We start from the raw sequence: 19,915 nt of genomic DNA, 5'->3' as shown, positions 1-19,915 counted from the left end.
CGTTCTTCCGATATCTCGGCGATCGCCTCGGCATACCCGCCCACCAGCCGATACCGCGACTCCCCGATCTCGTCAGGCAAGCCGCTCAAGCCTGATCGCCCGGAAATCTGCCCCGGTTACCGGTCGAGGTAGCGGAGATCGTGCAGATGGCGCCGCCACCAGGCATCGAGCGGCGGCTGGGTCAGTCCGTGCTTCAGGTGCCGGTAGTGCTCGACACGGTGCGGCCTGCCGACGGAGAGCCAGGTATTGAGGTCGAAGCTCGGGCCGCCCGGCTCGATCACGCAGTCGGGCGCGACGATCTTGGCCTCGGCGGCGAGCAGCGACCCGATCAGGTCCCGCGGCAGGCCGATGATGTCGGCGTCGAGCCAGAGGTACCAGCCGGCATAGGGCTTGCGCAGCGCGTGCTCGATCAGGTCGTTGCGCGCCATGGCGATGCCGGCGCGGCGCGCGCGCTGGTATCGCGGCTCCCAGCGCCGGTCGCGCGGAATGTCGGGCGCGCTGCGGGCGAGACTGACGCTTCCCATCGAGGCGAAGTCGCGGCCATGGCGGGCGATGAGGCCGGCGATGATATCCGCCGTCTGGTCGCTGCTGCCACTCTCGCCATAGAGCACGTGAATGCGGTCGCGCGGATGGTCGAGCTGGAGCAGCTGCCGGAGGTTCTCCTCGAGGAAGGCCTCCGCGTTGCGCGCCGGGATGAGCACGGTGACGAAGGGCGGCTCGGCCGAGCGCTGCAGCGGCAGCGTCAGGATGGCCTGGTCGACCTGTCGCCGGGCCACCTTCAGGGTGAGACGCTCGTCGCGCCGCAGCTTGCTGCGCAACTCGCGCAGCTGGGCGAGCTTGCGCTGGTAGAGCGACGGCGCCTGATTGGTGTAGTAGCTCCCCTGCCAGCAGTGGACCGACAGGACGCCCGCGCCGTAGTCGCCCCAGCGCGGATCGCCGGCATCGTCGCCGTTCACGGTGACGCCGGCGAACAGATTCGACGAGTTGAGGCAGAGCTCTTTCGGCTCCGGCCAGTGCTCGACGGCGGCCGTCAGGATCAGCGGCCCGGTCGATTCCAGCACGTCGAAATCGCGGCGCGGATACATCAGGGTGCACAGCTCGATCACACGGTCCCAGAAGGGGTGCCCGGCCGGGCTCGCCATGGTGCCGTTGAACCAGAGCGACCGCATGCCGCGAAACCGCGCCGGGAAATGCTGCACCCGCGGTTCCTCGCACAGCACCACCCGCGGCTCGCCCGCGAGCGGCTCCAGCGACGCCATGCAGATGGTGTCGATATCGGTGTAGAGGCCGCCGAAATGCTTGAGCAGGCAGTAGCGCGCCAGATCGGCGCGCTGGACGGGAAGCGAGTAGCCCTCGAACATCGGCAGGAGCTGCGGGAATTCGGCGGCCATGAATCCGTGCAGGTCCTCGTCGGACCAGAACATGTAGCGCCAGCCGGGATTGCAGGCTTCCCAGCTCTTCGGGTCACCCTTTTTGACGGGATGATCCCTGCTGCGCCATGTCTGGTGTATGATGCGCGGAATGCCAGCGGAGACGGATGGTGCCATTCTTGCAAGCAAACCTCGTTGAGGAAGACGGTCGCGTTTCAGGGGCAGAAATCCGGAATGACGGCAATTTTCAAGTCCTTTCGGAACTGCTGGACGGGACGCGCCTGTTTTTGCGAAAGAACCGCGGCGGCGACCGGCGTTCTTCACCGACGGTTGCACGCCTCGATCCCGACGACGTCGCGCGGCTCGTGGACGTCGCGCGGTCGACCGGGCCGGAATTCATTCTGTTTGAGGGCGTGGCCCTGCTCGATGCCATGCGGACGGCCCGCCAGGCGCTGCCGGACATGCCGATCGTCTGCGACTTCCACAATGTCGAGGCGCAGCTCTACAGGGACGTGCGGCTGGCGCGGCTGCCGCGGCCGGCACGGCCTGTCGCGCGGCTGCTGCTGCGGCACCGGTTCCGGGAGGCGGCCGAAGCCGACCGGGAGGCGGGACGGATCGCCGGTTCGATCTGGACCTGCTCGGAGCGCGACGCCGCCGCGGTCCGCGGCATGGTCGAGGCACGGGCGGTGCATGTCGTGCCCAACCCCATCCCCGCCTGGTGCCGGACGGTCGACGCCGGGACGGAGCGCGGCGCGGGACGCAGCGTGCTCTTCGTCGGCCATCTCGGCTATGCGCCGAACCGGCGCGCCGTCGACGAACTCGTCGGCTCGATCATGCCGGAGCTGCGGCGGCGATTTGCCGATGCCGAACTGCACGTCGGCGGCCGCGCGCCGCGCGAGCGGCTGGCCCGGCTGCTCCGCGACCATGGCCACCGGCTGACCGCCGACCCGCCGGACATGGCGCCGCTCTATCGCGATGCAGCAGCGGCGGTGATGCCGCTTCGGCAGGGCGGCGGCACGCGGATCAAGGCGCTGGAGGCGCTGGCGGTGGGCTGCCCGGTGGTTGCGACGGCCAAGGCGGTTGAAGGTCTTTGTCTGGAGGATGGCCGGCATTTTCTGCGCGCCGAAACGACGTCCGACTTCGTTTCGGCGCTGTCGCGGCTGTTTCAGGACCGGGAACTCGGCCCGCGGCTTGCAGCCGAAGGGCGGCTGTTCGTCCAGGAGACCCATGGCGACGCCGAGCGCTCGGAGGCGGTGAGGCGCGCGCTCGCCGACATCGGCGACGCCTGAACCGCGGCGGGAAGTGCCGGATGCCGGTTCAGCGCATGGCTTCCAGGAAATCCAGCACCGCTGCGCGCATGGTGGGCGTCTCGACATGGCCGGTGTCGGGCTCGGCGAGCCCGAGCAGCGCCGCCTCCGCGCCGGCGGCGCGATAGGCGGCAAGGCACTCGGCGAAGGCGATGTCGACGGCGTCCGGTGGCGTCAGCGGGTCGCGGTCGCCGGTGCAGACCAGTTGCGGGCGCGGCGCGACCATGCCGGCGATGCGGCCGAAGGAGGTCTGCGCGAGCAGGCCGGGGATGGTCATGTAGTGGCCGTGCAGATCATGCGCGCCCGACGCGATCAGCGTGGCGAGATCGGCAAAGCAGCACAGATGCGCGACGCGGGCGATGCGGGGCTCGATGGCGGCCAGGAGGTAGGCGTGGGTGGCGCCCATCGACAGGCCGAAGGCGGCGATGCGGGTGGCGTCGACGTCGCCGCGGGCGGCGAGGTGGTCGAAGCCGGCAAGGAGGTCGGCCAGCATCTCGCCCATCAGAGTCTTCCCCTGCCACAGGAGCGCCTTGGAAAGCGGGTCCTCCTTTTCGTGGGCGCTGTCGCCGAAGGTCGGCATGTCGAGGCAGAGCGTGACGAAGCCGCGCCCGGCGAGCAGCGGGCCCCAGGGGCCGAGCAGGCTCGGGCGGCCGTCGAGCAGTTCGGCCGCGCCGATGCCGTAGCGGGCGCCGTGGGCGTGGCAGTAGAGCACGGCCGGCAGCCGCCCGTCCGGCGCTTCGGGCCGTGTCAGGACGGCCCGGGCGCTGCGGCCTTGGCCGAGGTCGAGCCGCAGGGTTTCGACGGCGACCCCGTCGGCGACGACGACGCTGCGCTCCAGCACCGGCGGCGCGCTTTGCGGGCGCGCGGGGACACGGATCAGCGCGCGCAGCGCGGCGGGCGTCACGACGCCGCCCTCCCCGCGCCCGCCTCGAGAATGGCCCTGAGCGGCGCGACCTCCCCTGCCCGCAGGCGCTCGCCGTCGCGGATGAAGACGCCGCGCAGTTCGAAGCCTTCCACCACCGGCCGTCCGCCGATCATGCCGCGATAGGCGAGGCGGAAGGTTTTCGCATTCCATTCGACGATGTGCACGACGAGGTCGAGCCGGTCGCCGTTGACCGCAGGCGAGCGGAACGTGCCGCCGACGTCGATGAGGCCGAGACCGATCGAGCCGAGCCCGGCGCAGATGGCGGCATGGCCTTCGCCATGGCGGAACAGCAGCGCGTGGAAGGTGGCGTCGAACCAGCGGAAGTGATTCGGGTAGTAGACGATCCCGGCCGGATCGCAGTCGCCGAAGCTGACGGGGATTGAATTCTCGTGGACGATCTCGATCATGGCCGGCTTCCGCTCTGTTGCGCGCCGTGCCTTTCGGGACGGCCTGCGCCAGCTAGAGCAAGGTTCGGCGCGGTTGAACAGGCTCGCGCCGCGATCTGCGCGATCTCCCGCCTTTCTGGACGTGCCACTTCCCCGTACACAGAAATATGATAAGAATGCTCATGTTTCATCGTTCGCCCTCTACCATATTGTCTGGAACTGTTCTAAAGAGAGGCCACGCCACTCGGACCATGGCAGCGAGGACGACCCATGCGGCTCACACGTCAGACGAATTACGCCATCCGCATCCTGATGTATTGCGCGGCCAACGAGGGCCGGCTGAGCCGGATTCCGGAGATCGCGGCCGCCTATACGGTGTCGGAGCTGTTCCTGTTCAAGATCCTGCAGCCGCTGGTCGAAAACAAGCTGATCGCGACGGTGCGCGGCCGCAATGGCGGCGTCAGGCTGGCCAAGCCGGCGGCCGAGATCACGCTGTTCGACGTGGTGCGGGTGACCGAAGAGAGCTTCGCCATGGCCGAGTGCTTCGAGAACGACGCGGCCGACTGTCCGCTGATCGACAGCTGCGCCCTCAACGCCGCGCTGCGCAAGGCGCTCGGCGCCTTCTTCGACGTGCTGGAGAGCTACACCATCGCCGACCTGACGAAGGAACGGCCGAGCCTGCAATTGCTGCTCGGCATCGACGCCACCACCGGCCACGCCATCGCCAACTGAGCTCCGGCCGCCGCGCGCTCGCGCCCGTCCCTGCGGGTGCTTCCGTTTGCCCGCCGCTTCGCCTGTCCCATCACGCCTGAACGCACGAGGAAGACCAGCCATGTACGTCGCCATGAACCGCTTCAAGGTCAACATCGGTTCGGAAGAGGCTTTCGAGGCCGTCTGGAAGGGCCGCGATTCGACGCTGTCGGAGATGAAGGGATTCAAGACCTTCCACCTGCTGCGCGGCGCCACCAACGAGGCCGAGGGCTACACGCTCTATGCCTCGCACACGGTGTGGGCGAGCTACGAGGATTTTTCCGCCTGGACGAAGTCCGAACAGTTCCGCGCCGCGCACCGGAACGCCGGCAACAACAAGCCGCTGTACATGGGACCGCCGCAGTTCGAGGGGTTCGTGGCGGTCGAGGGGGCGTGAGGGGAGCCACTAGTGCGCTTCGATACAACCAAAAGTCGATGATGGATGCGTGATCGGACAAAGAATTGGGAAGCTCAAGTTTGTGGCCGAGCTGGATTGGCCGCTTTCGACCCAAACTCTGTCGTTCGAAGGTTCAAGATTAGTTCCTGAAAGCCGCCGTTCCTGGCGCGTCATGAACCGCCTCGGATTCTCCGGAGGCCGTTTCATTTGAGTTACGCTGCCCTGGCCGGTTCGGATGCGCAGCTTCTTACCGATGATGGGTGCAGCGGCCAGGTCTCACCCGCTTTTTGCCCTAGTATTGCGCCTGCCAGCGCAGGGCGAGCCAGTAGTTCGGCGCATTGCCCATGGTGGTGGCGTTGGCCGTGAGCGAGAGTTTGCCGGCTCCGGCCTTGCTCTCGATCCCGATGCCGCCATGCAGCCAGTCCTGGTCGGTGCTCGCACCCGCGAAATCGAAGGCACTCAGGCCGATGAGCTGTCCGCTCACGCCCGCGCCCTGCTTCTCGAAGCGATGGGTGGCGTCGAGCGTGGCGAGCAGAGTGACGTTTTCGGTGACCGGCACCGAGCCGTTCACGCCGAGGCTGATCTCGGTGGAGTGATCGGTACGCGCATCGAAGGTGGCCGGGACGGCGCCGCCGGTTTCCGTATAGGCGTCCAGACGGGTCGAGGTGTAGCGGAAGTCGGCAAAGGGCGACAGACCGAGCCCGCCGAGCCTGATCCCCTGGTCCCAGTCGAGCCGGGCGCGGAAACCATAGGTCGCGCTGTCGGGCGAACCGGCCGAATAGTCCACCGCCGCACCATTGAGATAACCGCGGCGGATATCCGCCGAACCCCAGTCGGCATAGCCGCCGAACGTCGCCCACACGTCGTCGCGGAGCGGGATGAGCGCTTCGCTCATGATGAAATACCCGCCCACCTCGGCGCGACCGCCATAGGGCATGTCCTGTCTGGCGCGGCTGAAGCCGCCCGACAGATTCACCTGCACGGGGCCGAAGTTACGCCCCAGGCCGAACTCGCCGAAGCCGGCCGCACCATCGGCGCCATTGCGATCGATCACACCGACGTCGCCGGCGATCCAGGCGGTCTGCTTCTCCGGGGCGATGCGGCTTGCCAGCGGATGGCTGTGCCCGCCATTGATGATCAGATTGCCCGCGCCAAGCCCCGCGTCCATGGCGGCGGACGTGGAGGCAAGGCTCTGCTGCATCTCGGCAACGTCGATCAGCGCGGTCTGGCCGCTACCGATCCGTGCGATGTAGCTCCGATCGGCTTCGTTCAGAGTCCCTTTGCCGACGATGACAGTCCCGTCGTCGGAGACACCGATCGCGTCGATCAACGAGATCCCGTCGAGCGACAGTCCCGCTTCAGTCAGAATGGCGGCGAGGGATCGCATTTCACCCGTCGCTTCGGCCCAGACGAAGGCTCCGGAATAATTCCCGTCGACGATCGAATAACCCACGATCACCGAGCCGTCCGCGCTGACATCGCGCGCGACGCTGCGGTCACCGCCTTCAAGGAAGCCGAGACCGACCATCTGCTCCTGTGCGGTCCATCTGAAGGCTTGCGAGACATGACGATCGTCCCGACTGTAGCCTACGATCACATTCCCGTCGTTGCTGATTGCGGTTGCTTCACTTGATGAATACCCATCGAGGATACCAAGCTCGACCATCCCGCCGCCCTCGGTCCAGCGAAAAGCCTGTTTCCCGATAGTCGACGTGCTGGTTCCGACGACCACCGTCCCATTGCCGCTTACCCCGGTCGCATAGCTGTTGGTGCCACCCGCAAGGACGCCCAGATTGGTGATCGAACCGTCAGTCCAGCGCACGGCACGCCCGCCGTCGCTCGAGTCGCTGCTGCCCACGATCACGGAGCCATTATCGCTGACACCGACCGCCTGGCTCCAATCGCCCCCATCGAGAATTCCGAGCGATTCGATGCGGTACGCCTCTCCGTTGTAGACCCACCGGACAGCCTGCCAATCGGTTGTCCCTCTGGCACTTTCGCCGACGATCACCGACGCATCGAAGTTTGCTGCATAGGGCGCACCCCGGTCTCCTCCGTTCGGCAGGAACTCGAGCTGTGTGATGCCGTCCTGCGCCCACAGAAACGCCGGGTAGCCAGGACCAGCTATCGTTCCCTGTCCGAACAGAGTGGATCCATCCCCGCTGATGCCAAAGAAGTATGGCTTGCTCAGGCCGGGCGTATCGAGGATCCAGTCGAAACTCACGTCGCCGACCTGTTCGGCACGAGCCACATTCGGCGTGGCCACGCCGGCCAGAAGCGCCAGCGCGACGCTGCCGGCGAGGTATGTGCGATTGGATGATACGGTCACTGCTGGCCCTTCGAAAATGCGCTGGCGCATGCCATTCGGCATGCCTGCCCTTGCCCCTCTGGTGGAAAACGCCGCGCAGGCAGGCGTACCGGCTTTCCTTCAGTTCTCTCTGCGTCGAACCGGCGGAACCCCCCGACGCAGCTGCCGGAACGCGCCGAAGCGCACCATCGTGGCGCGTGAGGCATTCCTGCAAACCGGAGGAGGATAGAGCCGGTGCAAAACCGAGGGAACTGTACGGATGTACAGGGGACCAGACTTGCATTGTGTCGCCGATTGGCGCCGAAATCCGCTCTAGAAAGCAATCGCGGCGCCACGGTTGCAACCGGCCGTCAATAAGCGCGTCCGATGGCGCGCGGGAAACCGGAAACATGCAGGACCTGTTCTGGAACCCGCTGTCGATCAACTATCTGGTCGAGATGATCGTGATCGGGGTGCAGGCCGCGTTCTTCGCAACCCGCCTGCGGCTGGCCCTGCGTGAGAAACGCGACATTCGCGGTGCAGCGCTGCTGGTCGTCACATTCGTTGCCAGCTTCGGCCTGATCTTCGGCCAGTTCCTGTCTTTCTCGCTGCCAACGGACGATGTCGACTATGTTATCCCATGGATCAGTATGGCCGGATCAGCCGCAATGGCGGGTCTGGTCCTCTATGCGCTCTATTTCAACGAACGACCCGCCCTCGGAAAATCGGGGCAGCGGGTGACCGTCTTCATCTATGTCGCCGTCGTCCTGTTCGAGACCGCCATCGCCACAGCCCGGCTAGGCTACCTGGCCGATGGCCATGTGGTCTATCGGGATCACTGGACGAATGTCCCCTATTCGCTCGGTTTTCTCGGTGTTCACGTCTTCTTCGTGCTGCATCTGGTCAGGGCGATGGCGCGCGAGCGGGACGTCCGCCTGCGCGCTGCCCTGGCACCTTCGCTGGTCGCACTCCTCTGGCCGTTTCGCGTGCTTTCCCACGATGCCGCCGCCGCTCGCGCCTTCTTCTATTTCGGCCTGACGCCGCTCTTCATTCTTGTGCTTCAGCTGGCCCGCTATTCTGGTGTGATCGACTGGCGCTGGATGGAGATCATCAGCGGCTGGACCGCGATCGTCATCTATTCCAGCTTCACCCTCGTGTACCTGAACTACGTGCCGGAACGCTCGTCGTTCCGCATCAAGGTCGTCGGGCTGACGCTGGTGACGATCCTTTCAATCGCATCGGGCATGTCCTGGCTGATCGGATCGGCCTATTCGGAAGCCTATGTCGATGCGGAGGGGCTGAAAAGTCGAACCGCCCTGCGCTTCGACCCGCAGTCCGATGGCGCCTATCGCGCAGCACCAGCCGCATTCAGCTTCGACACGGGCTTCGGCAGGAAACTGCCGATGGAAGGCGAAGAAAACGCGCGCGTGGAACTGCCGTTCGATTTTCCGTTCTTCGGAAACACTTACCGTGATCTGTTCGTCGGCAATGCCGGAATGGCAGGCTTCAACGAACCCCTGGAATGGCGGAACATCCTGCACAGGTTCGGACCGCAACCGGCCATGTTTCTGGCGGCGGTGGACCTGAGGGAAGACAGGTCCGGCATTCCGGATCATGAGCCGAGCGGGGTCTATTTCGAAGGCGATGCGAACGGTGCGGTGATCAGCTGGATGAATATGGCCTCGGTCTCGCGGACCGACCAGCACTATACTTTCCAGCTCCGCCTCCATCCGACCGGGGTGATCGAAATGGCATTCGCAGAAATCCCCGACCGGCCGGCCTACGATTTCTACCGGATCGATGCAGCACCCGTTCTGACGGGCATCGTTCCGGCCTTCGCCGATCGCCAGGTCGCCACCTTGCAGTTCACCTCCGGCCTGCCCTATGCCGGCAAGCCGGGCGAAGGCATCGTGGACCGGCATTTTCTGGCGTTCCGCGCCTATCTGAACCGGATCTTCGAACCGGTGGCTTTTTATATTCTCGCCGCCAGCCTGATCGTCATTCTGGTCTTCCCGCTGTTCTTCCACATCAACTTGATACGTCCGCTTCAGGAACTGATACAGGGTGTGCGGCAGATCATGGGCGGGAAACTGTCGACCGATATCCGGGTGTTCCACCACGACGAGATCGGCTATCTCGCCTCCTCCTTCAACGAGATGGCGACGGCCCAGAATCAGCTCGTGCAGACGCTGGAGGACAAGGTGGCGGCCAGAACCGCCGAGGCCAGCGAATTCGCCGCCAAGAACGCCCGTCTTGAGGAGCGCAATCACCTTGCGCGCGAGTTGCATGACGCCGTCAGCCAGACGCTGTTTACCGCCAATCTGATGGCCGACAAACTGCCGGACCTGTTGAAGAAGAACCCCGAGCAGGCCTTGCACACGCTGACACAGATGCAGCAGCTCAATCGGGACGCCTTGACCGAGATGCGCCATCTGCTGCTGGAACTCAGGCCGCAGGATCTGGCGACCTACCCGTTCGGCAAGCTGCTCGCCGACATCGTCGGCGATTTCGAGCGCCGCAACGACATCGCCATCGAGCTTCTGATCGACGGCGACGCGGTGCTGCCGGGCGACGTGCAGCTGGCGCTCTCCCGCATCGCGCAGGAATGCCTCGCCAATGTCGCCAGACATGCGCAGGCCTCGTCGGTGTCCGTCTACTTCGATGCGGTGGGTGGACAGGCGCTGCTCGCCGTCGCCGATGACGGACGCGGCTTCAACCCGGGAGAGACCTGGCCCGGACACATCGGCGTGCAGGTCATGAACGAGCGAATTCGGAAAATCGGCGGCACGCTCGAAATCAGGAGCGCGCCGGGAAGCGGCACGACCGTGACGGCAATCTGGATCGAGGATGGAGATGACTGACGCGATCAGGATCCTGCTGGTTGACGATCACATGGTCGTGCGCAAGGGCGTCGTGCTCATCCTCGACGATGTGGCGGATATGCGCGTCGTGGGAGAAGCCGGCAGCGGCGAGATGGCCATCGAGCGCTTTTCCGAGCTCAGGCCCGGGATCGTCCTGATGGACGTCAAGATGTCGGGCATCGGGGGAATCGAGGCGACACGCGCCATTCGCAGGATCGACCCGTCGGCGCGTGTGATCGGCCTGAGCACGTTCGCCGATCCCGACGTCGTCTCGACGCTGCTGGAGGCGGGTGGGAGTGGCTACCTGCTCAAGGATATTTCGGCCGCCGATCTGGTGACCGCAATCCGGCGCGTTCACGGGGGTGAAGTCATTCTGCCCGAAGAGCTGACGAGGCCCCAAAAGACGAGTATTCCGAACGGCGATGAGGAACCGGTCTTCGGAGATCAGCAGAAGCGGGTGCTGAACCTGATGACCAAGGGATTCACAAATCCGGAGATTGCCGAAATGCTGGGCCTTTCCCATCCGACGGCACGCTATCACGTCAGCGCCATCCTTCGGAAACTCGACGTCTCCAACCGTTCGGAAGCCGTGGCCATCGCCATTCGGCTGGGGCTGGCAGATGCAGCGGATGCGCCGTAGCACATCGTTCCGGCGGCAATGTCTGCTTTCAGCATGCCCTTTGTCGTGCTGCAGGCCGAAATGGGCGCGCGTTGTCGTCGAAGTACGGCAGATGCTTGAGTGGCCGCTATCGACGCTTCGCAGCCGAGAAGCGGTCAGGCAGATCACCACCCCGATGGGGACTTTCAGAGCGCGAGAGCGGCCACTGTTCAAAGCCAATCCCGTTCTTGCCCTTGCCGCCGTCCGGTTACATGCATAATGCGGAAATACGAGCCGCTCCAAGCGAGGGATAGTCTGTGGCGATATCACTCTACGATCTCAGTGTGCCAACCTTCCTGCAGACCGTGAGGGCCATCGGAGCATTCCTTGATCGTGCGGCCACGCATTGCGCGGATGCGGGCACCGATCCCGATGACTTCGTGAATGCGCGCCTGTTTGACAATATGGCGCCCTTTCATTTTCAGATCGAAGCAGCATGGCATCATTCCGTGTGGGGGGTCGAGGCTCTCAAGACCGGCGCGTTCACTCCTCCCGCCTTGGTCGGACCTGTCCCCTTCGCTGACCTACAGGCGATGATGCGCAAGGCGGAGACGGCGCTGGTGACGTTCACTCCCGCTGAGGTCAACGGTTGGTCGGGCAAGGAACTGAACATCGTGCTTCATAGACCGCTCGATGACGAGGATGACTGGAAACCGTGGGACCCACGGACCTTGTCTTTTACCTCCGAGACCTTCCTCTTGTCGTTCTCAATGCCGAATTTCCATTTCCACGCTGTCACCGCCTACGACATCCTGCGCTCACGGGGCGTGCCGCTTGGCAAACGCGACTACGAAGGTCGGCTGCGCACCAGATCAGCCTAAGGCGAAAGTCCGCTATCCGGGTCAGTATCCCGACAAGCAGACCGTCGCTAAACCACCCCATCTCGGACGTTCAGAACCGCAACAATCTCCCGTAGAACGCCCCCCTCACGCCGCCGCGAGCAGGATCGCATTTCCGCCCGCCGCCGTGGTGTCGACGCAGACGGCGCGTTCCTGCGCGTAGGCGGCGGGTAACAGCGGCTCCGTGATGAGCGGGACGATCGGGCCGGCGCGGGCGGCGAGCGCCTGGCGGAGCGCGCGCTGGCGGACTGGCTCGGCGGCGGAGGCCACGACGTCGATGGCGAGGTGCGTCAGTTCCTCGGGGGCGACGGTGCCGTCGAGGGCGGCGACGGGCACGCCCTTGCCCAGCAGCGGCTGGAGGGCTGCGGGGGCGCCGGGGCGTGCAGGACCGGGCCGAAGACCTCGCGCTCCAGGTCGCCGATGCCGGAGACGCGCAGGATGTGGGGGGGCGACGAAACGCCCCTCACCCGGCGCGTCGAGCCTGGCGACAAGCCTGCCCTGCGCTTCCATGCCGGCGCAGTAGGCCGAAATCGAGGCCTGCGCCTCCGCGTCGATGACCGGGCCGACGTCGGTGGAAAGCAACGCCGGGTCGCCGACGACGAGTTCGGCCATGGCGCCCTTCAGCATCTCCATGATCTTATGTTCGACGTCGGTCTGGACGTAGAGGATGCGCAGCGCCGAGCAGCGCTGGCCCGCACTCTGGAAGGCGGAGGCCAGCACGTCGCGCACGGCCTGCTCGGGCAGCGCGGTCGAATCGACCAGCATGGCGTTGAGGCCGCCGGTCTCGGCGATCAGCATGGCGTCGGGCGCGGCTGTCTCGGCCTACTGGCGCTCGATCGCCTTGGCGACATCGGTCGAGCCGGTGAAGCAGACGCCGGCGATCTCCGGTTCGGCGACCAGCGGCGCGCCGACCGTGGGGCTGTCGCCGGGCAGGACCTTGACCGTCGTGTCACTGTCTTTGACGACGAGCTTGCCGGTTGCTGGTTTCAATGTCTTCGCCATAATCCATACCTGGCGCAAATCGGACGCAGTTGCGAGGGTCGCCACACCCTGTCGCGGCGCGGTTGGCGTGGGCATGCCTCCGAAGGGAGATAAGCGCTATCGACCGCTGGCGCTGATGGTGGAAGACCTCGCATTACTCCAACAATCGGGCACCGGGGCCGTCTTCCGACAAATGATCGTCAGCGTTGACCAAAGGGCAGCGTTGCACGCTCAGACATCCGCAGCCGATGCACAACGCCATCTTGTCGCGAAGTGCGGTGAGAAGCTCGATCCGGCGTGTGAGATCGCCATGCCAGTTTTCGGCGATGCGCGCCCAGTCGTGCGTGTCGGGGGACGTGTCCCTTGGCAGTGGAGAGAGCGCCTCCGCAATCTCGGCAAGCGGGACGCCCGCGCTCTGCGCGATCTTGATGACCGCCACGCGCCTCAGGATCTCGCGCCGATAGACCCGATGATTGGCCGACGTCCTTTCGGAGGCGATCAGCCCCCGGCGTTCATAGAAATGGAGCGTGGAGACGGGCAACCCGCTGCGGCGCGAGAGTTCTCCGACGGACAATTCCTTCTTCGCCATTCGGAAACTCCTTGACCTCAACCAATGTTGAGGCCCTAGCAGCATGTCCGTCAAGAGGATACGGGCATGACGAATACGGGCACCGGAACGGGGACGGACACGGAGACATTCGTGTCGTGGCGGGAATTTCTCGGAAGTCCCTACGCCGCATCGCTGACCCTGGTCTGCCTGGCCGTGTGGCTGCACGCGGCCGACAGCCTGATCGTCGCCACCATGCTCCCGTCCATCGTGGCGGATATCGGCGGGGCCGCCCTGGTGGGCTGGTCCGTCTCGCTCTACGAGATCGGGTCGATCGTCGCGGGAGCGGCCAGCGCATTGCTGACGATGCGCTTCGGCCTGCGCAGGTCGATGAGCACGGCCGCCGCCCTGTTCGGGTTCGGCTGTATCCTCAGCGCCATCAGTCCGACCATGCCGTTGCTTCTGGCGGGTCGCGCCCTGCAAGGGCTCGGCGGCGGCGGTCTGGTGGCTATGTGCTTCGTTGCGGTCGGGCTGATCTTCCCGCGTCGCTACACCGCTCGCGCGATGGCGGCCATCTCGACCCTCTGGGGCGTCTCGGCATTTGCCGGGCCGCTGGTCGGCGGCTTCTTCGTGGAATATGCGACATGGCGCTGGGGCTTCGCCTTCTTCGGCTGCCAGGCCTTCGCTCTCGCCCTCTGGATCGTCTTGCGCAGTGACGCGAGCGTGGCACGATCCACGGCCGAGGCGACCGCGTTCCCTGTCGGGCGTCTGTCCATGTTGTGTCTCGCCGTCGTCCTGGTCGCCTTCGGTGGCGTCGAGGTCTCGATACCGCGCACGGTCCCTTCCGTCGCGGCGGGGCTCGTCTGCCTGATCGCCTTCCTGTGGATGGACGAGCGCGCGGGCGACAGCAGGCTCCTGCCGCGCCGTCCGTTCGATCCGTGGCGGCCCGCTGGTGCCGCGATGCTCATGATCCTGTCCATGTCCATGGCCACCATCGCCATCACGGCCTTCGGGCCACTCCTGGTGACGTCCATCCATGGCGCCTCCGCGCTGACGGCCGGTTACATCGTCGCCTGTTCGTCCATAGGTTGGACGGTGATGGCCGTCCTGGTCAGCGGATTGCCCGAGCCGTTCGATCGTCGGATGATCGCGCTCGGCATGACGGTCGTGACCCTCAGCATCCTCGGCTTTCTCCATGCGGTTCCCAACGGCCCCGTGTGGCTGATCGCCGTCTTCGCGGCCATGGAGGGCGGTGGTTTCGGGATGGCGTGGACATTCGTCCTCAGGCGAACGATCGCGCTCGCCGATACGGACGAGGTCCAGCGCGTTTCCGGAGCAATCCCTACGATACAGCGGCTCGGCTATGCGCTGGGCGCCGCTTATGTCGGGATCGTGGCGAATGCCTCGGGTCTGCTGTCCATCGAAACGGGCGCGGATGCGGCGAAGGTTGCCCGATGGGTCTTTGTGTCATGCGTCCCCTTCGCGGCAATCGGGCTGATCGCCATGAGCGTCATGGTGCGAGATCGGAAGGCGAAATAGCGGCGGCAAGCGGAATAGCCTTCCCACGAAGCAGACTGTCTCCTTCCCACCCCACCTCGGACGATCGGAATCGAGACGAAGTCCTCGTGGATCGCCTCTCCCTCAAGCCGCCGCCAGCAAGCTCGCATTTCCGCCCGCCGCCGTGGTGTCGACGCAGACGGCGCGTTCCTGCGCATAGGCGGCGGGTGACAGGGTTTCGGTGATGAGCGGGACGATCGGGCCGGTGCGGCCTGCCAGCGCCTGGCGGAGCGCGCGCTGGCGGGTGGGCTCGGCGGCGGACGCGACGGCGTCGATGGCGAGGTGCGCCAACTCGTCGGGGGCGACGGTGCCGTCGAGGGCGGCGACGGGCAGGTCCTTGCCGAGCAGCGGCTGGAGCGCGGCGGGGGCACCGGGGGCGATGGCGAGGACGGCGTTGCCGACGGCCAGCGCCTGGACGGCCTGCGCCAGCACGAGTTCGGCATCCGGGCCGAGGCAGAGCACGCGGCCGCGCGGCGCGAGCGTGAGCGAATTGGCCTCGCCGGTCGGGCCGAGGAGATCACAGGGGCCGGCGTCGAGGCCGGCCGCGGCCGTCACGGCTTCCGAGGCCTTGCCGCGCAGGAGCTTGCGCAGGGTACCGATGCGGTCGGTGCGGGTCGGCCAGTCGCTGGCGGCGGCATCGGGGAAGCGCTCGGCAATCATCGCGGTGGTGACGGGCTGTCCTGATGCAGGAACGGCCTGGCCCGCCGCGCCGACACCCTCACCTGCCGTCGTGATCCCCGACATGGCCGCCGCCTGGCGCGACAGGCCCTCGCGGAAGCGGCGGAGATAGTGGGGGCCGCCGGCCTTGGGGCCGGTGCCGGAGAGGCCTTCGCCGCCAAAAGGCTGGGAGCCGACGACGGCGCCGATCTGGTTGCGGTTGACATAGAGATTGCCGGCGTGGACGGTGTCGATGAAGCGCTGGACGCGCGCCTCGATGCGGGTGTGCAGGCCGAAGGTGAGGCCGTAGCCTTTCGCGTTGATGTCGGCGATGACGCGGTCGATCGCATCGGCCTCGAACGTGGCGACGTGCAGCACCGGGCCGAAGACCTCGCGCTCCAGGTCGCCGATGCCGGAGACGCGCAGGATGTGGGGCGCGACGAAACGCCCCTCGCCCGGCGCGCCGAGCTTCGCGACGAGCCTGCCCTGCGCTGTCCTGTCGGCGCAGTAGGCCTCGATCGAGGCCTTCGCCTCGTCGTCGATGACCGGGCCGACATCGGTCGACAGCTGCGCCGGGTCGCCGACGACGAGTTCGTCCATCGCGCCCGTCAGCATCTCCATGATTTTCGCCTCGACGTCGGTCTGGACATAGAGGATGCGCAGCGCCGAACAGCGCTGGCCGGCACTCTGGAAGGCCGACGCCAGCACGTCGCGCACGGCCTGCTCGGGCAAGGCGGTCGAATCGACCAGCATGGCATTGAGGCCGCCGGTCTCGGCGATCAGCATCGCGTCGGGCGCGGCCGTCTGCGCCAGCTGGCGCTCGATCGCTTTCGCGACGTCGGTCGAGCCGGTAAAGCAGACGCCGGCAATCGCCGGATCGGCGACCAGCGGCGCGCCGACCGTGGGGCCGTCGCCGGGCAGCATCTGGAGGACGTCGGCAGGCACGCCCGCCTCGTGCAGCAGCGCGACCGCGCGGGCGGCGATCAGTGGCGTCTGCTCGGCCGGCTTGGCGATGACGGCATTGCCGGTGACGAGGGCCGCGGCCACCTGGCCGGTGAAGATGGCGAGCGGGAAGTTCCACGGCGAGATGCAGGCGATGACGCCGCGGGCTTCGGTGCCGGCCTCGGCGCCGGCGGCCCCGGCGGCGTAGTAGCGCAGGAAGTCGACCGCCTCGCGCAGTTCGGCGATGCCGTCGGCCAGCGTCTTGCCGGCCTCGCGGGTGCAGAGCGCGAAGAATTCGGCCGCATGCGCTTCGTAGAGATCGGCCGCGCGCAGGAGCATGGCGGCGCGGTCGGCCACGGGCATTGCTGCCCAGGCGGGCTGCGCGTCGGCGCCGATGCGCACAGCCTGCCCCGCCAGCGCGGCGTTCGCCTCGACCACGGTGCCGACGGCTTCCGAGGGCCGGGCCGGATTGACGACGACGCGGGCGAGACCGCCCTCGCCCGCCGCCGGCGTGAGCGGCCGCGCGGTCCAGGCGGAGCCGGTCATGAAGGGCGCACGGGCCGCGTCGAGGGCGGCGATGGTGACCGGGTCGGTGATGTCGAAGCCGCGTGCCGCCTTGCGGCCGGCGCCGAAGATGGCGGCCGGCATCGGGATCGCCGGATTGTGCGCCGGGCCCTGGCTGGCGACGACGTCGAAGGGATCGCGCGCGATCACCTCGGCGCTGACGTCCTCGTCGACGATCTGGTGGACGAAGGAGGAGTTGGCGCCGTTTTCGAGCAGGCGGCGGACGAGATAGGCGAGCAGGTCGGAATGGGCGCCGACCGGGGCGTAGATGCGGCAATGGGTGCCCTCGGTCTTGCGCACCGCCTCGTGCAGGGCCTCGCCCATGCCGTGCAGGCGCTGGAACTCGAAGGCGTGGTTGTCGTCGGCCATGGCCAGGATCGCGGCGACCGTGTGGGCGTTGTGGGTGGCGAATTGCGGGTAGATGCGGTCGGTCATGCCGAGCAGTTTTCGCGCGCAGGCAATGTAGGAGACGTCGGTGTTGGGCTTGCGGGTGAAGACCGGGTAGCCGGCAAGGCCGAGCGTCTGGGCGCGCTTGATCTCGGTGTCCCAGTAGGCGCCCTTGACGAGGCGGACCATGATGCGCCGGTCGAGACGCTCGGCCAGCGCGTGCAGCCAGTCGATGACGAAGGGCGCGCGCGGGCCGTAGGCCTGGACGACGACGCCGAAGCCTTCCCAGCCGGCAAGCGCCGGATTGGAAAGCGTCTCTTCGATGACGTCGAGCGACAGGTCGAGCCGGTCGGCCTCCTCGGCGTCGATGTTCAGCCCCATGCGGGCGTCGCGGGCGGCAAGGCAGAGCGACGTCAGCCGCTCGACCATGACCGGCAGCATGCGATCCCTTTGCGCCTGCTCGTAGCGGGGGTGGATCGCCGACAGCTTGACCGAGATGCCGGGATTGCGGCGCACCTCGTTGCCGGTCGCGGTCTTCGTCAGCGCGGCGATGGCGTCGGCATAGGCGCGGTGGTAGCGCAGGGCGTCGCCTTCCGTGCGGGCCGCCTCGCCCAGCATGTCGTAGGAATAGAGATAGCCCTTGCGGGTGTAGTCGCGGCCGCGGCGCACCGCCTCGTCGATGCTGCGGCCGAGCACGAAGTTCTCGCCCATCTCGCGCATGGCGGCCGAGACCGCGGTGCGGATGACCGGCTCGCCGAGGCGGCGCACCATGGCGCGCAGGGTGCGCTCGACCGCGCCCTCGCCTTCGTCGAGCACGCGGCCCGTCAGCATCAGCGCCCAGGTGGAGGCGTTGACGAACATCGAGGCCGATTCGCCCGAATGCGCCGACCAGTCGTGCGGCGCGATCTTGTCGCGGATCAGATCGTCCATGGTCTCGGCGTCGGGCACGCGCAGCAGCGCCTCGGCAAGACACATCAGCGCCACGCCCTCCTGCGTCGACAGGCCGTATTCGGACAGGAAGACTTCCATCAGTTGCCGGTCGGAGGAGGACCGCACGGTGCGCACGAGACCGGCTGCGCGCGCGGAAATGTCGGCGCGCTGCGCGTCCGACAGGCCGGCGGATGCGACGAGGCGGGCGAGAACGGCGTCCTCTTCGGGCAGCATGTGGGCGCGGATGGCGGCGCGGAGATCGGGACGTGTCGGCATGGCGATAACCCCTGGAGACAACATGAGGCCGCGTGCCGGAGGGCGAGAGATGCTGGTCCACGCGCCAGAGGCCTCTTGTAGCATTTCCCTCGCCGCGCAGCCGGTCCATACAGGAGTCCGTTTCAGACCGAACGTTCCGTTTGCAGCGGGATTTTTCACACGCCTGGACCATGAACGAGCGCCCGACGGATCAACTGGATCGTATCGACCGCAACATACTGGCGGCGCTGTCGCGCGAGGGACGGCTGTCGATGGCCGAACTCGCCGTGCGGGTCGGGCTGTCGAAGACACCCGTGCAGGCAAGGGTGCGGCGGCTCGAGGCCGACGGCTACATCCGCGGCTATGCGGCGATCGTCGACCGCGAGCGCATGGGCGAAGGCCATGTGGCCTTCGTGCAGGTCAAGCTCTCCGACACGCGCTCGGCGGCGCTCGAGGCCTTCAACAAGGCGGTGCTGGGCGTTCCCGAGATCGAGCAGTGCCACATGATAGCGTCGAGCTTCGACTACCTGCTCAAGGTGCGCACGAAGGACATCGCCAGCTATCGCCGCGTGCTGGGCGAGCGCATCTCCGCCCTGCCCCACGTCGCGCAGACCTCGACCTTCGTGGCGATGGAGACGGTGAAGGACCGGTGAGGCGGCGGGGCCGACCTGAACCGGAGCGGGGCGTCACCGGCGAGGCATGGATCCCGCCTTCTTCGCTGCGCTCGAATGTCGTTGCGGGATGACGAAGCGGAGGGGAATGCGGGCCGGGTGCAGGGGTGCTCTTCACGCGGCCCATACGCTTCGTCATCCCGGGCGGTGCCGGAGCGCAGCGGAGGCGCAGACCCGGAATCCATGCCTCGGCGGAGGCCGTCGGGCGGGACGGTGCAGAAGGGGACGGCCGGTGCGGGATCGCGGAGCCGGCGGCTTGTGCCTCGTCCTGTCCCGAAGCGCGGGGACGGTCGGCGAGGCATGGATCCGGGATACGCCGTCCTTCGCTTCGCTCGGACGCCGTTCCGGGATGACGAAGGTGGGGAAGATGCGCGGTGGCGGAAGTCCGGCCTCCCCTCACCTTCGTCATCCCGGGCGGCGCCGGAGCGCAGCGGCGGTGCGGAGACGGGGTGACGAGGGTCAAGGAAGATGCGGGCCGGGAGCAGTCGCTCCATGGTCCTCACCCTGAAGCGCAAGTCGACCAGGGTCCTCATCAAGTCAGTTGCGCTTCGAGTTGTGCGAGCCTTGCGTTTGCGATGACGACGATCTTTCGCATGACGGCTGTGAGTGCGAGGCGCTTCGGTTTTCCGGCCTCGACGAGGCGC

14 protein-coding genes and 2 pseudogenes are annotated in these 19,915 nt (G+C 66.8%); 8 read left to right on the top strand and 8 right to left on the bottom strand.

The features are described from left to right. Window positions 1–116 precede the first annotated feature (116 nt). Window positions 117–1,547, bottom strand: a complete 1,431-nt coding sequence (locus tag N1F91_RS29545) for a glycosyltransferase (RefSeq protein ID WP_289997419.1) — start codon at window positions 1,545–1,547, stop codon at window positions 117–119. A 110-nt stretch (window positions 1,548–1,657) separates the two neighbouring features. On the opposite strand from N1F91_RS29545, the gene N1F91_RS29540 reads away from it, so the two are divergent. After that, entirely contained in the window at window positions 1,658–2,659 is a 1,002-nt protein-coding gene (locus tag N1F91_RS29540) for a glycosyltransferase family 4 protein (protein WP_289997418.1), read from the top strand. Between the two features lie 28 nt (window positions 2,660–2,687). Here N1F91_RS29540 and N1F91_RS29535 read toward each other — a convergent pair whose 3' ends face one another. Then, entirely contained in the window at window positions 2,688–3,581 is an 894-nt protein-coding gene (locus tag N1F91_RS29535) for a hypothetical protein (protein ID WP_289997416.1), read from the bottom strand. Continuing rightward, entirely contained in the window at window positions 3,578–4,009 is a 432-nt protein-coding gene (locus N1F91_RS29530) for an acyl-CoA thioesterase (protein WP_289997415.1), read from the bottom strand. Before N1F91_RS29530 ends, N1F91_RS29535 begins: the two co-directional genes overlap by 4 nt. A 249-nt stretch (window positions 4,010–4,258) precedes the next feature. Between N1F91_RS29530 and rirA the strand changes: the two genes are divergently transcribed. Both rirA and N1F91_RS29520 read left to right on the top strand, forming a co-directional pair. Continuing rightward, the gene (rirA, locus tag N1F91_RS29525; RefSeq protein WP_289997414.1) at window positions 4,259–4,720 is read left to right on the top strand and encodes an iron-responsive transcriptional regulator RirA; all 462 of its coding nucleotides are present in this window, start codon (window positions 4,259–4,261) and stop codon (window positions 4,718–4,720) included. 100 nt (window positions 4,721–4,820) lie between these two features. Further along, window positions 4,821–5,135, top strand: coding sequence for an antibiotic biosynthesis monooxygenase (locus tag N1F91_RS29520; protein ID WP_289997412.1), 315 nt, complete (start codon window positions 4,821–4,823; stop codon window positions 5,133–5,135). A 292-nt stretch (window positions 5,136–5,427) separates the two neighbouring features. Here the strand turns inward: N1F91_RS29520 and N1F91_RS29515 are convergent, their stop codons facing one another. Further along, window positions 5,428–7,506 (bottom strand): autotransporter domain-containing protein, encoded by a 2,079-nt coding sequence (locus N1F91_RS29515; RefSeq protein ID WP_289997411.1) that lies wholly within the window; start codon window positions 7,504–7,506, stop codon window positions 5,428–5,430. An 8-nt stretch (window positions 7,507–7,514) separates the two neighbouring features. Between N1F91_RS29515 and N1F91_RS29510 the strand changes: the two genes are divergently transcribed. From N1F91_RS29510 to N1F91_RS29500, 3 genes are all read left to right on the top strand, one after another. Further along, window positions 7,515–10,283, top strand: a complete 2,769-nt coding sequence (locus tag N1F91_RS29510) for a sensor histidine kinase (protein ID WP_289997410.1) — start codon at window positions 7,515–7,517, stop codon at window positions 10,281–10,283. Continuing rightward, window positions 10,276–10,923, top strand: coding sequence for a response regulator transcription factor (locus tag N1F91_RS29505; protein WP_289997408.1), 648 nt, complete (start codon window positions 10,276–10,278; stop codon window positions 10,921–10,923). The genes N1F91_RS29510 and N1F91_RS29505 overlap by 8 nt, the downstream gene beginning before the upstream one ends. Window positions 10,924–11,198: 275 nt before the next feature. Next, a complete protein-coding gene (locus N1F91_RS29500; RefSeq protein ID WP_289997407.1) occupies window positions 11,199–11,762 on the top strand; it encodes a DUF1993 domain-containing protein in 564 nt (187 codons plus the stop codon). Window positions 11,763–11,867: 105 nt separating this feature from the next. On the opposite strand, the pseudogene N1F91_RS29495 reads toward N1F91_RS29500, so the two are convergent. After that, a pseudogene (locus N1F91_RS29495) lies at window positions 11,868–12,722 on the bottom strand (aldehyde dehydrogenase family protein); the annotation flags it as partial. Between the two features lie 193 nt (window positions 12,723–12,915). Beyond that, a complete protein-coding gene (soxR, locus tag N1F91_RS29490; RefSeq protein WP_289997405.1) occupies window positions 12,916–13,350 on the bottom strand; it encodes a redox-sensitive transcriptional activator SoxR in 435 nt (144 codons plus the stop codon). A gap of 66 nt (window positions 13,351–13,416) precedes the next feature. Between soxR and N1F91_RS29485 the strand changes: the two genes are divergently transcribed. Then, entirely contained in the window at window positions 13,417–14,847 is a 1,431-nt protein-coding gene (locus N1F91_RS29485; protein ID WP_289997404.1) for an MFS transporter, read from the top strand. A 102-nt stretch (window positions 14,848–14,949) separates the two neighbouring features. Here N1F91_RS29485 and putA read toward each other — a convergent pair whose 3' ends face one another. Continuing rightward, window positions 14,950–18,621 carry a bifunctional proline dehydrogenase/L-glutamate gamma-semialdehyde dehydrogenase PutA gene (putA, locus tag N1F91_RS29480; protein WP_289997403.1) on the bottom strand — a complete coding sequence of 1,224 codons (3,672 nt, stop codon included), beginning with the start codon at window positions 18,619–18,621 and terminating at the stop codon, window positions 14,950–14,952. Window positions 18,622–18,791: 170 nt separating this feature from the next. Between putA and N1F91_RS29475 the strand changes: the two genes are divergently transcribed. Then, entirely contained in the window at window positions 18,792–19,253 is a 462-nt protein-coding gene (locus N1F91_RS29475; protein ID WP_289997402.1) for an Lrp/AsnC ligand binding domain-containing protein, read from the top strand. Window positions 19,254–19,803: 550 nt separating this feature from the next. Here N1F91_RS29475 and N1F91_RS29470 read toward each other — a convergent pair. Further along, window positions 19,804–19,915, bottom strand: a pseudogene (locus N1F91_RS29470) (IS110 family transposase); the annotation flags it as partial.

It is taken from the genome of Aquibium sp. ELW1220, assembly GCF_030398385.1.
GTDB lineage: Bacteria > Pseudomonadota > Alphaproteobacteria > Rhizobiales > Rhizobiaceae > Aquibium.
Note: the sequence above shows the minus strand (reverse complement) of the source record. Positions and strands in the feature narration are given on the sequence as shown.